Below are 16,248 nucleotides of genomic sequence, written 5' to 3'. Positions count from 1 at the left end.
CTCACACCTCCTTCGGATTTGCCAGGTAGCCGGTGGTGTCACCCGTCGGACGGCTGTTGGCGTTAGGTTTAATGACAATACTCGGCTTGGTGAAGTGCGCGGACGGCAGCGGTGCCACAGCGGCAAGCTGACCGTGTTTCTGACGCAGCTCTTCTATCGGACCAAAATCCAGCGCGCGCAGCGGGCAGGACTCGACGCAGATTGGCTTTTTGCCTTCCGCTACGCGGCTGTGGCAGCCGTCGCACTTGGTCATATGTCCTTTGGCGGCGTTGTACTGCGGCGCGCCGTACGGGCACGCCATATGGCAGTAGCGACAGCCGATGCAGACATCTTCATCCACCACCACAAAACCGTCCTCCCGCTTGTGCATCGCCCCGCTTGGGCACACCTTAGTGCAGGCCGGATCTTCACAGTGGTTACAGGCAATCGACAGGTAATAGGCAAAGACGTTCTGATGCCAGACGCCGTTATCTTCCTGCCAGTCGCCCCCGGCGTATTCGTAAATTCGGCGGAAGCTCACGTCCGGGGTGAGATCTTTATAATCTTTACAGGCCAGCTCGCAGGTTTTGCACCCGGTGCAACGGCTGGAATCAATGAAAAATCCATACTGGGTTGTCATCGGTTACTCCTTAAACCTTTTCAACCTGGACAAGGTTTGTGTGAGACGGGTTGCCTTTCGCCAGCGGCGACGGACGCTGCGTGGTCAGGACGTTAATACTGCCTGCCTGGTCGATGCGGTTGGCATCCGGGCTGTACCAGGCCCCTTCCCCCAGTGCCACTACGCCAGGCATCATGCGCGGTGTCACTTTGGCTTCAATGTGTACCTCGCCGCGACCGTTAAAGATACGCACGCGATCCCCGTTACGGATACCACGTGCTTTGGCATCCATCGGGTTGATCCACATCTCCTGGCGGCAGGCGGCCTTCAGTACGTCAACGTTGCCGTAGGTGGAGTGCACGCGCGCCTTGTAGTGGAAACCGGTCAGCTGCAGCGGGAATTTCGCCGTCAGCGGATCGTTATAGTTTTCGAACCCCGGCGTGTAGATCGGCAGCGGATCGATAACATCTCCTTCCGGCAGCTCCCAGGTAGACGCGATTTTTGCCAGCGCTTCGGAGTAGATTTCGATTTTGCCCGACGGCGTGGTCAGCGGATTCGCCTGCGGATCTTCACGGAACGCTTTATACGCCACGTGATGCCCTTCCGGGTCACGCTGCTTGTACATGCCCTGCTTGCGGAAGGTGTCGAAGTCCGGCAGATCGGGAATTGCTTTACGAGAGAGCTCGTGCAGATGGCGCATCCACCCTTCCTGAGTACGCCCTTCGGTAAACTGCTGTTCGACGCCCAATCGCTTCGCCAGTTCGGAGGTCATCTCATAGATGGTTTTGCACTCGAAGCGCGGCTTGATGGCCTGGTCGGTAAAGATCACGTAGGACATGTTGCCGCAGGAAGCGTCCAGCGCGAAATCCATCTGCTCAGACGCGGTGCAGTCCGGCAGCAGAATATCGGCATATTTTGCCGAGGAGGTCATGTGGCAGTCGATCACCACAATCATCTCGCACTTCTTGTCGTCCTGCAGAATTTCATGGGTGCGGTTGATTTCCGAGTGCTGGTTGATAAGGCAGTTGCCGGCGTAGTTCCAGATCATCTTGATCGGCACATCCAGCTTGTCTTTACCCCGAACGCCGTCACGCAGCGCGGTCATTTCCGGACCGCGCTCGATTGCGTCAGTCCACATAAACATGGAGATACTGGTCTGTACCGGGTTATCCAGCGTCGGCATCCGCTCAAACGGCACTTCATAAGAACCTTCGCGTGCGCCGGTGTTACCGCCATGAACGCCGACGTTGCCGGTCAGAATTGAAAGCATGGAGATAGCGCGGGTGGCGATTTCACCATTCGCATGACGCTGCGGTCCCCAGCCCTGGCTGATGTAGGCCGGTTTAGCTGAACCAATCTCACGCGCCAGCTGAACAATGCGCTCGACCGGAATACCGGTGATGGTGGAGGCCCACTCCGGCGTTTTCGCTACGCCGTCGCTGCCCTGGCCGAGAATATATGCCTTGTAGTGACCATTGGCAGGGGCACTGGCTGGCAGCGTTTTCTCGTCATAACCGACGCAGTATTTATCAAGGAACGGCTGATCGACGAGGTTTTCAGTAATCATCACCCACGCCAGCGCGGAAACCAGTGCCGCATCGGTACCGGGACGAATGGGGATCCACTCATCTTCGCGCCCGGCACCGGTGTCGGTATAGCGCGGATCGATAATGATCATGCGGGCATTAGATTTGGCGCGGGCCTGCTCGAGGTAGTACGTCACCCCGCCGCCGCTCATGCGGGTTTCGCCCGGGTTGTTACCGAACAGGACGACCAGCTTACTGTTTTCGATATCGGACGGGCTGTTGCCGTCGGCCCAGCCGCCGTAGGTGTAGTTCAGACCTGCGGCAATCTGTGCGGAAGAGTAGTCGCCGTAGTGGTTGAGATAACCGCCGCAGCAGTTCATCAGACGCGCGACCAGCGTTTTACCCGGTGGCCAGGAGCGGGTCAGCGTGCCGCCCAGCGTCCCGGTGCCATAGTTCAGATAGATGGACTCGTTGCCGTACTCTTTGATCAGGCGCTGCATGTTGGTGGCGATAATGTCGTAGGCTTCGTCCCAGCTAATGCGCTCAAACTTCCCTTCCCCACGCTTACCGACACGCTTCATTGGGTATTTCAGACGATCCGGGTTGTAGACGCGGCGACGCATGGAGCGACCGCGCAGGCAGGCGCGAACCTGGTGTAACCCTTCGTAGTTATCGTCCCCGGTGTTGTCGGTTTCGACATACTTAATTTCGCCATCCACCACATGCATACGCAGCGGACAACGGCTACCGCAGTTTACGGTACACGCACTCCACACCACTTTTTCCGGAGCTGCGGCTGCGGATAGTGCGTCCGCCGCCGACGCCAGCCGGGTAAAAGGGAGCGTGAAGGCGCTGCTGGCTACAGCCAGGCCGCCTATTGCCGTGGTTTTCATCAACCCACGGCGAGTGACCTCGGCAGCCATTAACGCTTCAGGCGCTTTGATTTTCATAGAGACTCACTTTGGTTGCTCACAAAGAAAAGAGAGGCGGCTCGAACCGCTATATAGTTTTGTAAATAACGAATTTCTTCGTTATCAGCGTCTTATGCTGACTTTCATTCGGAGGAGTATTACTACTTTAGAGGGAGGGGGTATTGCGTCGTGTCAATTCAGAGGCATAAAAAAAGCGCCCGAAGGCGCTTTTTTGTTGTGAGGCAAAGAATTAGCCGATGTACTGCTGGCCTTTCATGTATGGACGCAGCACTTCAGGGATCTCAATGCGGCCATCTGCCTGCTGGTAGTTTTCCAGCACGGCAACCAGCGTACGGCCAACAGCCAGACCAGAACCGTTCAGGGTATGCACCAGACGGGTTTTCTTGTCAGATTTGCTGCGGCAGCGTGCCTGCATGCGGCGTGCCTGGAAATCCCAGACGTTAGAGCAGGAGGAGATTTCACGGTAGGTGTTCTGTGCAGGCACCCAGACTTCCAGGTCGAAGGTTTTGCAGGCACCAAAGCCCATGTCACCGGTGCACAGCGCCATGCGGCGATACGGCAGGCCCAGCAGCTCCAGCACTTTTTCCGCATGGCCAGTCATCTCTTCCAGCGCGTCCATGGATTCTTCCGGACGGACAATCTGCACCATCTCGACTTTGTCGAACTGGTGCATACGGATCAGACCACGGGTGTCGCGACCGTAAGAACCGGCTTCTGAACGGAAGCACGGAGAGTGTGCCGTCAGCTTGATTGGCAGATCGTCTTCGTCAATGATCTCATCACGCACGAGGTTGGTCAGCGGCACTTCCGCGGTTGGGATCAGCGCATAGTTGCTGCTGTCTGCTTCTTCATCCAGCGGACGGGTATGGAACAGATCGCCGGCAAATTTCGGCAGCTGGCCCGTACCGTACAGCGTATCGTGGTTAACCAGATACGGAACATAGGTTTCGCTGTAGCCGTGCTGCTCGGTGTGCAGATCCAGCATGAATTGCGCCAGGGCGCGGTGCAGATGGGCAATCTGACCTTTCATTACTACGAAGCGAGAGCCGGTCAGCTTAACCGCAGCGGCAAAGTCCAGGCCCGCGTGCATTTCGCCCAGCGTCACGTGATCGCGCACTTCGAAGTCAAACTCGCGAGGCGTACCCCAGCGCTTCACTTCAACGTTGTCGTTCTCGTCTTTGCCGACAGGCACGCTGTCGTCAGGAATGTTCGGGATAGCCAGAGCGATGTCACGAATTTCGGCCTGAAGAACATCCAGCTCCGCTTTCGCCTGATCCAGCTCTTCACCCAGCTTGTTCACTTCCAGGCGTAATGGCTCAATATCTTCCCCGCGCGCTTTCGCCTGGCCAATGGATTTCGATCGAGAGTTACGCTCTGCCTGCAGATTTTCAGTTTGTACCTGCAGTACTTTACGACGCTCTTCAAGAGCGCGCAGCTTATCTACATCCAGCTTAAAGCCCCGGCGTGCCAGTTTTTCAGCGACTGCGTCTGGCTCATTACGCAGCAGATTGGGATCGAGCATGCTTATCCTGTGCTTATCGAATTAAAATAGAAAATGTGACCACAGCCTGCGGTCACAAGGATACAATTGCCAACATTACCGCAACGATTGAACTAACGGTAGCGTTTTATAGGGCTATTTTGATCCTGTCCGGCGAGCCAGGTGAGCTTTTCACCAATCTTGCCTTCAAGACCTCTGTTTGTGGGATGATAATAGCGCGTTTGTGCCATCTCCTGCGGGAAATATTCCTCCCCGGCGGCGTAGGCGTTAGGCTCATCATGGGCGTAGCGATACTCCTGCCCGTAACCCATCTCTTTCATCAGTTTGGTTGGCGCATTGCGCAGATGAACCGGCACATCGTAGTCCGGGCGCTCGCGCGCATCCGACATCGCCGCTTTGAACGCGGTATAGACCGCATTGCTTTTAGGCGCGCAGGCCAGATAGACAATTGCCTGCGCAATGGCGCGTTCGCCTTCTGCCGGGCCTACGCGGGTGAAGCAGTCCCAGGCTGAAAGCGCAACCTGCATGGCGCGCGGGTCGGCATTGCCAACATCTTCTGACGCAATCGCCAGACAGCGGCGCGCAACGTATAGCGGATCGCCACCTGCGGTAATGATACGTGCGTACCAGTAGAGCGCCGCATCCGGCGCACTGCCGCGTACGGATTTATGCAGAGCCGAGATCAGGTCGTAGAAACGGTCGCCTTTATTATCGAAACGCGCGCTGCGCTCTCCGGCAATTTCCGTGAGCAGTTCAGGCTTCAATACGCGCTTGCCCGCATCGTCCACTTCTGCCATATCGGCCATCATTTCGAGCGTGTTCAGCGCGCGGCGCGCATCGCCGTTGACCAGCTCCGCAATCGCACGTCGCGTGTCGTCAGGCAGAACGATATCCTGCCCACCGTAACCCCGCGCTTTGTCGTCCATTGCCTGGGTCAGAACCTTTTCGATATCTTCCGTGGTCAGGGATTTAAGCAGGTAGACGCGGGCGCGGGACAGCAGCGCCGAGTTGAGTTCAAACGACGGGTTTTCGGTGGTCGCACCAATGAAGAAGATCGTCCCGTCCTCAATGTGCGGCAGGAAAGCATCCTGCTGGCTCTTGTTGAAGCGGTGGACTTCATCGACAAAGAGAATGGTGCGGCGTCCGGCATTACGGTTCTGACGCGCGCGCTCGATCGCCTCGCGGATCTCCTTCACGCCAGACGTTACCGCCGAGATACGCTCAACGTCCGCGTTGGCATAGCGGGCTATCACTTCAGCGAGCGTGGTTTTTCCGGTGCCGGGCGGCCCCCAGAGGATCATGGAGTGCAGATGCCCCGCCTCAATAGCGCGCGGCAAGGGTTTCCCCGCAGCCAGCAGATGCTGCTGACCGATGTACTGCGCTAAATTTTCTGGCCGCATACGGGCGGCCAGAGGTTGAAACGCATTATCTGAAAAATCGAGCGACAGGTTGCTCACTCACGCCTCTTACTTATTGCGTTGGTCGTCCACCGTTACGCCCTGCGGCGGGGTAAAGGTGAATTTCGATGCGTCAACGGCGCCGTTTTGCTGAGACTTAAGCTGGTAGCTGCTGCGCTGATCGTCCTGCTCAACCGCGCCGAACTGATTAATGGTACCGTTGGTACTTACGTTGATGGTGAACTGCTTCAGATTGCCGTTGCTGCCTTTCGGCGTCAGGACAAACTCATCACCGTTCTGTTTAATGTTGTACTGCTGCCAGTCGCTGGTCTGGTTGCGGGCGATCAGCATAAACGGCGTATTGCTGGTCGCGTCTTTCAGCCAGGTCGCAGTGGCCTGCTCAACAAACGGGTTGAAGAACCACAGGGTTTTACCGTCAGAAACCAGGATGCTCTCATCCGGCTGGGTCATATGCCAGTTAAACAGATTGGGGCGTTTCACCCACAAATCACCCTGTCCTTCCTGCACCGCGTTGCCGCTGCCGTCCGTCACTTTTTGCGTGAAGCTGGCGTGGAAGCTGCTTACTTTATCCAGTCGGCTTTTAAGGTCGCTGGCTGCATCAGCCCAGACGCTGCTGGCTACAAAACTGGTGAGTAATGCACAGGCGATGGCGATTTTTTTCATTGTTATTCCTTAAAATACGTCTTCCCGAAATGGGGTTTCCGTTTCTATTCTGGACCTGCCCGAAGGCAGGCGACAGAAGAATATGCTTAATTTTTGCTGATTTACCCTTCTTTGCAATCGCTGAAGGTTAATCAAACGGCGGCGGAGCCAGCACCTCACGGTTACCGTTGTGCCCCTGCTCGCTCACAATGCCCTGCGCTTCCATCTGCTCGATGATGCGCGCCGCGCGGTTATAGCCGATGCGGAACTGACGCTGCACGCCAGAGATGGACGCTTTGCGTTTTTCAGTAACGAAATTAACCGCCTGGTCGAATAACGGATCCAGCTCTTCGCCGCCGTCAAAGCCACCACCGCCGCCTTCGCTTTCGCTGTCGGAGGTAATGCCGTCAACGTACTGCGGACGTCCGCGCGCCTTCCAGTCCTGCACCACGGCGTGTACTTCCTGGTCGCGAACAAACGCGCCGTGTACGCGCACCGGAGAGGTGGAGTTCGGGCCGGAGTACAGCATATCACCCATTCCCAGCAGCGACTCAGCGCCGCCCTGGTCAAGAATAGTACGGGAGTCGATTTTGCTCGAAACGGTAAACGCAATACGGGTCGGAATATTCGCCTTAATCAGACCGGTGATAACGTCCACGGACGGACGCTGGGTCGCCAGCACCAGGTGAATACCTGCCGCACGCGCTTTCTGTGCCAGACGCGCGATCAGCTCTTCCACTTTCTTCCCGACAGTCATCATCAGGTCGGCGAATTCATCCACCAGCACGACGATATAAGGCAGTTTCTCCAGCACAGGATGCTGGGCATCCATGCTGTCACCCGGCTTCCAGTATGGGTCCGGAATCGGACGACCCATGCGCGCCGCCTCGGCGATCTTCTCGTTATAACCGGCCAGGTTACGCACGCCCAGCGCAGACATCAGCTTGTAGCGACGCTCCATTTCATTGACGCTCCAGCGCAGGGCGTTGGCGGCGTCCTTCATGTCGGTGACCACTTCCGTCAGCAGGTGCGGAATGCCTTCGTAGACCGACAGTTCGAGCATTTTCGGGTCGATCATGATGAAACGCACGTCTTCAGGCTGCGCTTTGTAGAGCATGCTAAGGATCATGGCGTTCACGCCGACCGATTTACCGGAACCGGTGGTACCCGCTACGAGCAGGTGAGGCATTTTAGCGAGGTCTGCCACTACCGGGTCGCCGGCGATATCTTTACCCAACACCACGGTCAGCGGAGATGGGTTATCGCGGAACTTGGTGTTATCCAGCACTTCACGCAGGTAAACGGTCTGACGTTTCTTGTTCGGCAGCTCAAGGCCAACGTACGGTTTACCCGGAATCACTTCCACCACACGTACCGCCACGGTCGACAGAGAACGCGCCAGGTCGCGGGAGAGGTTAGAAATACGCGCGGCTTTGACGCCCGGCGCCAGGTTCAGCTCGAAACGGGTGATCACCGGACCCGGCGAGTAGTTCACCACGTCCGCCTTGATGCGGAAGTCTGCCAGACGGGCTTCCACCAGACGGGCCATCTGCTCCAGGGCAAACGTATCAACCGGCTCGACTTCAGCCGGTGGCGGCGTCAACAAATCCAGCGAAGGCAGCGGCGTGCTCGGACGCTGCAGCGGACGGCTATCACCGTTACGCATCAGCAGTGGGTGAATCAGGCTCTCCTGCGGCTGCGGTGCTGGCTGCTGGTACTGCGGCGGCTGCTGTTGTGGCTGCTGCGGTTGCGCATACGGCTGCTGAACAGGTTGCTGCGGCTGCGCGTAAGTCTGTGCCTGCGGCGCTGGCGGCTGGCGCACAGGCTCTGCTTCAGGCATCACGCTCGGGGTGAACAGTGGCTCGCTCGGGCCATCATCCACCAGATCTTTCATCGGCGAAAACTCGAAATCCGATAATGAGAACGGGTTCGCACCAGCTGGCTGTTCACCTGAGTAACGCTGCTGCTGGGTTGCCGCAAACTGACGCGCTAATTCGGCTTCAGCCGCGTCATCTTCGTCTTCCAGCATCGGTTCATCATGCTGATAGTCTTCACCGTAGCGCTGATTCTGCTGCGCGGCGAACTGGCGCGCCAGCTCGTCCTGCTGCATTTCATCAGCATCATCTTCGTAGTCCGTCCCACGCGCTTTCTCTTCGGCCATCCGCTGGGAAGGCAGCTTGATACCATAGGAGGCAAGCTCACGACGAGTTGGAACGCGGACGCGGTTAGGGCGAGGCAGTTGCGGACCAATTCCCTCTTTCACCTGCGGACGCGGCGCACCGCCCGTTGACAGGCTAAAGACAGGTGCCGCCGCCGCTGCGGCCGCGGTAGCCTGCTTCACGCTTTCCGCTACGGGGGCAACAGCAGGCGTCGGGTCGACCGGTGGAACCGAAACCGACGGGGCTTTTGGCACAGGTGCCTGCACCGGTTCAGGCACAGGCTGATACCATGCCGCCAGCTGTTCGCGCTCACGAGCACGGCGTTCTTCAACTTCTTCAAAATAGTACATTGGCGGACGAGACGGTTTCACCTCTTCCACCACCTCAGGTTCAGGCTGAGGCTCGACATAAGGCTGCACAGGTTCAACCGGTTCAGGCACGTACTCCTGATAAGGCTGGGCCACAGGCTGCTCATAGTGCTGCTGTTCATACTCAGGTTGCGGCGGCTGATAAGGCTGATGCCACTGCTCCTGCTGCACGGGGATATAGCTCTCTGGTCCCGGCGCGATAACAGGCTCCGGCGTGTGGACACCCGGCGCGGTCTGCCAGGCAACCTGAGGCTGCTGAATAGCGGATTCCGGAGGCGGAACCGGCGCGGATGGCATCACGGCTTCGACAGGCGCGGCATACGCCTGTGATGCTGTCGTTGCGGCTGCGGCCGCGGCAACCGGCGCGGTAACAGTATGGCCGTTAAGCAGCGGATCGTATTCATCGAAATCACCCGGCATCGCACGGTTGCCGGAGAAAAGCACATCATCAGGATCGACTGTACTACCCGCTGCGCGGTACTCAACCTGCTCGTCTTCATCCATACGCTTACCGGAGAAGAGCGCCGCGTCGGTTTTACGTCCAAGCGGGTTGGCAAATTTTTCAGCAACGCGCTGGCGACGCGCCAGGGCACCGCGCAGAATACGGGCACGACGAGATTCACGACGTTGCACCGGCGCATCGTCTTCCTCTTCGTACTCATCTTCATATTCTTCTTCATCGACCCACGTGTCGTCGCGGCGGGTACGGTTGCTCGCGAAGGTCAGGATCGTCAGAATAAAGCTGCCGATCTTTTCGGCAATGCTCACCCATGACCAGCCGGTAAACAGCGTCAGCCCGGCCGCCCAGATGCAGAGCAGCGCCAGCGTGCCGCCGCTGCTGTGAAGCATCGGCTGTAGCGCAGAGCTCAGCAGGCTGCCAATCACCCCACCGGAGGCGAAGTACCAGATATCATCGGCATTAATCGCCGCCAGCCCGCAGGAGGTGAGGATCAGCGCCAGGGCGCCAATCAGGCGCAGGGAAACTGCAAAATAGTCGATGTAATCATCGTTCTGACGATGACGCCATGCAAACCAGCATCCGCCAATGATTATGACGGGAATGGTGTAGGCCATCACACCGAAAATGAAAAAGAGCGTGTCCGCAAGCCAGGCTCCGGGTACGCCGCCTAAATTATGGATAGGCTCATGCCACGCGGTTTGCGACCAGCTGGGATCGGAGGGGTTGAAACTGAGTAAGGCTGCCATCAGCCAGACGGCAAAAAGGGCAATAACGATCAGCAAAGCCTCGAGGAGACGACGTCCGCTGCTTAGCTTCGATAGTGTGACTTCTTTGTCTTCAGTGTATTCCTGGCTCAAGAAAGGCTCTCCAGGTATCAGGCATATCCTGCCTGTTTGCTAAAACGGACAACAGCGCCGGGGCTCCCCGGCACTGTTGCTGTATGGATTAACAGGAGTGTAATCAAACTACGCTGATTTTGCACCTGTTCCGTGTTAGCGCGTCTTAATAACCAGACGATTGCTCTGTTTGACCTCTTCCATCACCACATAGGTACGGGTGTCGTTCACGCCTGGCAGACGCAGCAGGGTTTCCCCCAGCAGCTTACGGTAGGCGGACATATCAGGCACACGGGTTTTCAACAGGTAGTCGAAATCACCGGACACCAGATGACACTCTTGAATTTCTTCAAGTTTTTGTACAGCGGCGTTAAATTGCTCAAACACATCCGGCGCACCACGATTCAGAGTAATCTCAACAAATACCAGAAGTGAGGCATCCAGATAATGCGGGTTCAGCAGAGCCGTATAGCCCTGAATAAAACCCTGTCTTTCCAGTCGGCGCACACGCTCAAGGCACGGCGTCGGGGAAAGTCCCACACGTTTTGAAAGCTCGACGTTGGAAATACGCCCATCCTTTTGCAATTCATTAAGAATGTTACGATCGATACGGTCGAGATCTTTGCCAGGGCGCTTCTTGCTATCTACCATTATTATTGTCTCTCTGTATTCCTTCCCTACTCCTGCCTGGACCCTGTGCACATCACTGTTCAGAGCCTGTACCCGTTAGTCATCACATCGCCTGGTTATGTATTAGACGCGATGCGGATTCGGGTTCTGTTGGTAAGAAGACCGCTGCCCGAAGGCTGTCACCGACATCACGTATGGCGTCTGTCCACGCCATGCGTAGATTTCACTGACACGGTGAAAATGGCATTTACGTGCATGCCTATGCGGCATACGGTTAACGCGGTTTTTTTTCTTCCTTGAATGTTTTCGCAAATGCGCAGGGGATTGTCAAAGCAAAACATCGTTTTTTAGTACAAGATGCCGGATATTCATTACGGGGGGGTATTAATCCTCATTTTACTGCTTTATAAACGAGCGGTTTTCAGTAGAAAACGTGACGTAACGGCACTGGATTCATCGGGCGCAGCTATTACATATATCGAAAGCAAAATCCCAGTGCTCTTTTTTTACGGCAACAAATTCCCTACAATCCAGCCCATTGCCTGCCAACAACAATGGGGATCTCATGGGCACGACCAAACACAGTAAGTTGTTAATCCTTGGTTCTGGACCTGCGGGATATACCGCGGCGGTCTATGCTGCACGCGCAAACCTGCAGCCGGTACTGATCACCGGCATGGAAAAAGGCGGTCAGTTGACCACCACCACGGAAGTGGAAAACTGGCCGGGCGACCCGAACGATCTGACCGGGCCGCTGCTGATGGAACGCATGCACGAGCATGCCGCCAAATTCGAAACCGAAATCCTGTTCGACCACATTAATAAAGTGGATTTGCAGAACCGTCCGTTCCGCCTGACAGGTGACAGCGGTGAATACACCTGCGATGCGCTAATCATTGCCACCGGCGCCTCTGCCCGCTACCTCGGCCTGCCGTCTGAAGAAGCGTTCAAAGGCCGCGGCGTCTCTGCCTGTGCGACCTGCGACGGTTTCTTCTACCGTAACCAGAAAGTCGCGGTTATCGGCGGCGGTAACACCGCGGTGGAAGAAGCGCTGTACCTGGCGAACATTGCCTCCGAGGTGCATCTGATCCACCGTCGTGACACCTTCCGCGCCGAGAAGATCCTCATTAAACGCCTGATGGATAAAGTGGCGAGCGGCAACATCGTGCTGCACACCAACCGTACCCTGGAAGAAGTCACCGGCGATCAGATGGGCGTTGCGGGTCTGCGCATTCGTGATACCCAGAACACCGATAACGTCGAAACGCTGGAAGTGGCGGGCCTGTTTGTGGCGATCGGCCACAGCCCGAACACCGCGATCTTCGAAGGCCAGCTGGAGCTGGAAAACGGCTATATCAAAGTGCAGTCCGGCATTCACGGTAACGCGACCCAGACCAGCATCCCGGGCGTGTTCGCTGCCGGTGACGTGATGGACCATATTTATCGTCAGGCGATCACCTCTGCGGGCACCGGCTGTATGGCCGCGCTGGACGCTGAACGCTACCTCGATGGACTGGCTGAACAAGGTAAATAATCTTTACAAGTCAGTAACAAACGTAAATAAAGGCGGCCACAGGTCGCCTTTATTTTTGCTCGCGTGTAACATGCAGATGTCTAATTTCTTATAACGTCACCTGCAAAATACGCAATGGAAAAAACCCGTCAACAAGAGTTAACACGCTGGCTGAAACAGCAAAGCGTTATTTCCCGCCGCTGGCTTACGATCTCCCGTCTTCTGGGGTTCGTTAGCGGTCTGTTGATTGTTGCCCAGGCATGGCTGCTGGCCCGCATTCTTAATCACATGATCATGGAGAACATTCCCCGTGAAGCGCTCCTGCTGCCCTTTATCGTTCTAATCCTGGTTTTTGTCCTGCGCGCCTGGGTGGTGTGGCTGCGTGAACGTGTCGGTTTCCACGCCGGACAGCATATCCGCTACGAGATCCGTCGTCAGGTGCTCGACCGCCTGCAGGAAGCCGGGCCCGCGTGGATCCAGGGTAAACCGGCCGGAAGCTGGGCGACGCTGATCCTTGAGCAGATCGACGATATGCACGATTACTACGCGCGCTATCTTCCGCAGATGGCGCTGGCGGTTTTTGTGCCGCTGTTGATTGTTATTGCCATCTTCCCGGTTAACTGGGTGGCGGCGCTGATCCTGCTGGGGACCGCCCCGCTGATCCCGCTGTTTATGGCGATGGTCGGCATGGGGGCGGCTGATGCCAACCGCCGCAACTTCCTGGCGCTGGGCCGGCTGAGCGGACATTTCCTCGATCGTCTGCGCGGGATGGAAACCCTGCGTATTTTTGGTCGCGGTGAAGCGGAAACCGAGAACATTCGCCTGGCATCACAGGACTTCCGCCAGCGCACGATGGAAGTGTTACGCCTGGCGTTCCTCTCGTCCGGCGTGCTGGAATTCTTTACCTCGCTGTCGATTGCCCTCGTGGCGGTTTATTTCGGTTTCTCCTATCTCGGCGCGCTGGATTTCGGCCACTACGGCACGGCGGTGACCCTCTCTGCCGGTTTCCTCGCGCTCATCCTGGCTCCGGAGTTTTTCCAGCCGCTTCGCGACCTGGGGACCTTCTATCATGCCAAAGCGCAGGCCGTTGGCGCGGCCGACAGCCTGAAAACCTTCCTGGAGACGCCGCTGGCGCACCCGGAGCGCGGTGACGTGGCGCTGAACGCTAAAGAGCCGGTAACCGTCGAAGCGAGCGATTTCTGCATTCTCTCACCGGAAGGAAAAGTGCTGGCTGGCCCGCTGAACTTTAGCCTGCCCGCCGGAAAACGCGTGGTGCTGGTCGGCACCAGCGGTTCAGGGAAGAGTTCTCTGCTGAATGCGTTATCCGGTTTTATGGCCTACACCGGTTCGCTGCGGATAAACAAAACTGAACTGCGTAATCTCGATCCCGACGCCTGGCGTAAGCAGCTCAGTTGGGTCGGACAAAACCCTCAGCTACCTGCTTCCACGCTGCGCGAAAACGTGCTCCTGGCACGCCCGGATGCTCGTGAAGATGAACTGCAGTCCGTTCTCGACCGCGCGTGGGTCAGTGAATTTCTGCCGCTGCTCCCGCAGGGTGTCGATACCGTGGTAGGCGATCAGTCTGCCGGGCTGTCTGTCGGCCAGGCACAGCGCGTGGCCGTCGCCCGTGCGCTGCTGAACCCGTGCCAGCTGATGCTGCTGGATGAGCCTGCTGCCAGCCTGGATTCACACAGCGAGCAGCGCGTCATGGCGGCCCTGAGCGCCGCTTCCCTGCAGCAAACCACCCTGATGGTTACCCATCAGCTGGAAGGCATTGCTGACTGGGATGAGATCTGGGTGATGGAAAACGGTCATATTGTTGAGCAAGGCAATTACGCCGCTCTTGTTGCCGCGCAGGGGCCGTTCGCCGCCCTGCTGGCGAACCGTCAGGAGGACATCTGATGCGCGCTCTGCTGCCTTATCTTGCGCTCTATAAACGCCACAAGTGGATGCTGACGCTGGGGATCGTGCTGGCAATTGTCACGCTGCTTGCCAGCATCGGCCTGCTCACGCTTTCCGGCTGGTTCCTGTCGGCCTCCGCCGTAGCCGGGTTCGCCGGATTATACAGCTTCAACTATATGCTGCCGGCGGCAGGCGTGCGGGGTACCGCCATTACCCGTACTGCCGGACGCTATTTCGAGCGGCTGGTCAGCCACGACGCGACGTTCCGTGTCCTGCAGCACCTGCGCATTTACACCTTCAGCAAACTGCTTCCCCTCTCCCCTGCCGGGCTGGCGCGTTTTCGCCAGGGTGAATTACTGAACCGTGTCGTTGCGGATGTCGACACGCTGGACCACCTTTACCTGCGGGTGATCTCCCCGATAGTGGGCGCGTTTGTGGTGATTGTGGTAGTTACGCTGGGGCTGTCCGTTCTGGATGTTCCCGTTGCGCTGACGCTGGGTGGAATTATGCTGCTGACGCTCATTATTCTGCCACCGCTGTTTTATCGCGCCGGGAAATCCACCGGGGAAAACCTGACGCGGCTGCGCGGGGATTACCGCCAGCAGCTGACCTCCTGGCTTCAGGGCCAGGCGGAGCTGACCATTTTTGGAGCCAGCAAGCGCTACCGTGCCCGAATGGAAAGTACGGAGCTGAACTGGCATGAAGCCCAGCGCCGCCAGTCGGAACTGACGGCCTTCTCGCAGGCGCTGATGGTGTTAATCGGCGGCGTGGCGGTGATCGCCATGCTATGGCTGGCATCAGGCGGCATTGGCGGTAATACCCAGCCAGGCCCTCTTATTGCCCTCTTTGTTTTCTGCGCGCTGGCCGCATTTGAGGCTCTGGCCCCGGTGACGGGCGCTTTCCAGCATCTTGGACAGGTGATCGCCTCTGCCCTGCGCATCACCCAGATTGCCGAACAGGAGCCTGAAGTCACGTTCAGTGCCGGGCAAACCACCGTGCCTGAGCAGGTGGCGCTGACGCTTGATAACGTGACCTTCGCCTATGACAAACAGGCGCAGAACGCGCTGGAGGATATCAACCTTTCCGTTAATGCAGGGCAGCGGATTGCGATCCTCGGCCGTACCGGCTGCGGTAAGTCGACGCTGCTGCAGCTGCTGACGCGCGCCTGGGATCCACAGCACGGTCAGATTCGTTTTAATAACACGTTGCTGACTGATTTCAGCGAGCAGGCCCTGCGCAAGACCGTGAGCGTTGTTCCACAGCGCGTGCATCTGTTTAGCGCCACCCTGCGCGATAACCTGCTGCTGGCCGCGCCAGAGTCTTCGGACGATGATCTTCGCGCCGTACTGGAGCAGGTCGGACTGCAAAAGCTGCTTGAGGACGAAGGACTGAATAGCTGGCTGGGAGAAGGCGGTCGTCAGCTTTCCGGCGGAGAGCTGCGCCGTCTGGCCATTGCGCGCGCGCTGCTGCATGATGCACCTCTGATGCTGCTCGACGAACCTACAGAAGGGCTTGATGCGACAACCGAGAGTCAAATCCTTGATTTACTGGCAAACGTTATGGCAGGAAAAACCGTCCTGATGGTGACGCACCGCCTGCGCGGGCTGGCAAGTTTTGATCGGATAATTGTGATGGACAACGGACACATTATTGAGCAAGGTAGTCACGCAGAGCTGTTGGCGAAACAGGGTCGCTACTACCAGTTCAAACAGCGTCTGTAGACTATATTTGTAGCGTCCTCACTCGCGTACTGGAGTTTTGCT

At 57.4% G+C, this 16,248-nt stretch carries 10 protein-coding genes; 3 read left to right on the top strand and 7 right to left on the bottom strand.

Annotation, left to right across the window (positions count from 1 at the left end):
* Position 1: 1 nt before the first annotated feature.
* The 7 genes from IM265_RS10465 to lrp all read right to left on the bottom strand — a co-directional run bounded on the left by IM265_RS10465 (position 2) and on the right by lrp (position 11,091).
* Entirely contained in the window at positions 2-619 is a 618-nt protein-coding gene (locus tag IM265_RS10465; protein WP_047368207.1) for a DMSO/selenate family reductase complex B subunit, read from the bottom strand.
* 10 nt (positions 620-629) lie between these two features.
* Complete coding sequence (dmsA, locus tag IM265_RS10460; RefSeq protein ID WP_028012559.1) at positions 630-3,074, bottom strand: dimethylsulfoxide reductase subunit A; 2,445 nt, start codon at positions 3,072-3,074, stop codon at positions 630-632.
* A 211-nt stretch (positions 3,075-3,285) separates the two neighbouring features.
* A complete protein-coding gene (serS, locus tag IM265_RS10455; protein ID WP_008499983.1) occupies positions 3,286-4,578 on the bottom strand; it encodes a serine--tRNA ligase in 1,293 nt (430 codons plus the stop codon).
* 92 nt (positions 4,579-4,670) lie between these two features.
* A complete protein-coding gene (rarA, locus tag IM265_RS10450) occupies positions 4,671-6,014 on the bottom strand; it encodes a replication-associated recombination protein RarA (RefSeq protein WP_028012558.1) in 1,344 nt (447 codons plus the stop codon).
* 9 nt (positions 6,015-6,023) lie between these two features.
* The gene (gene lolA, locus IM265_RS10445; RefSeq protein WP_028012557.1) at positions 6,024-6,638 is read right to left on the bottom strand and encodes an outer membrane lipoprotein chaperone LolA; all 615 of its coding nucleotides are present in this window, start codon (positions 6,636-6,638) and stop codon (positions 6,024-6,026) included.
* A gap of 127 nt (positions 6,639-6,765) precedes the next feature.
* Positions 6,766-10,461, bottom strand: a complete 3,696-nt coding sequence (locus IM265_RS10440; RefSeq protein ID WP_193030939.1) for a DNA translocase FtsK 4TM domain-containing protein — start codon at positions 10,459-10,461, stop codon at positions 6,766-6,768.
* Positions 10,462-10,596: 135 nt separating this feature from the next.
* The gene (gene lrp / locus IM265_RS10435; RefSeq protein WP_000228469.1) at positions 10,597-11,091 is read right to left on the bottom strand and encodes a leucine-responsive transcriptional regulator Lrp; all 495 of its coding nucleotides are present in this window, start codon (positions 11,089-11,091) and stop codon (positions 10,597-10,599) included.
* Between the two features lie 544 nt (positions 11,092-11,635).
* Between lrp and trxB the strand changes: the two genes are divergently transcribed.
* From trxB to cydC, 3 genes are all read left to right on the top strand, one after another.
* Positions 11,636-12,604, top strand: a complete 969-nt coding sequence (gene trxB / locus IM265_RS10430; protein ID WP_028012555.1) for a thioredoxin-disulfide reductase — start codon at positions 11,636-11,638, stop codon at positions 12,602-12,604.
* A gap of 114 nt (positions 12,605-12,718) precedes the next feature.
* Positions 12,719-14,485, top strand: coding sequence for a cysteine/glutathione ABC transporter permease/ATP-binding protein CydD (cydD, locus tag IM265_RS10425; RefSeq protein ID WP_049136502.1), 1,767 nt, complete (start codon positions 12,719-12,721; stop codon positions 14,483-14,485).
* Positions 14,485-16,206: a cysteine/glutathione ABC transporter ATP-binding protein/permease CydC gene (gene cydC / locus IM265_RS10420; RefSeq protein WP_193030937.1), complete on the top strand. Its 1,722-nt coding sequence runs from the start codon at positions 14,485-14,487 to the stop codon at positions 16,204-16,206. The genes cydD and cydC overlap by 1 nt, the downstream gene beginning before the upstream one ends.
* Positions 16,207-16,248 lie beyond the last annotated feature (42 nt).

It is taken from the genome of Enterobacter cloacae complex sp. P17RS, assembly GCF_014895885.1.
GTDB lineage: Bacteria > Pseudomonadota > Gammaproteobacteria > Enterobacterales > Enterobacteriaceae > Enterobacter > Enterobacter bugandensis.
This window is presented reverse-complemented; position numbering and strand designations above follow the sequence as displayed.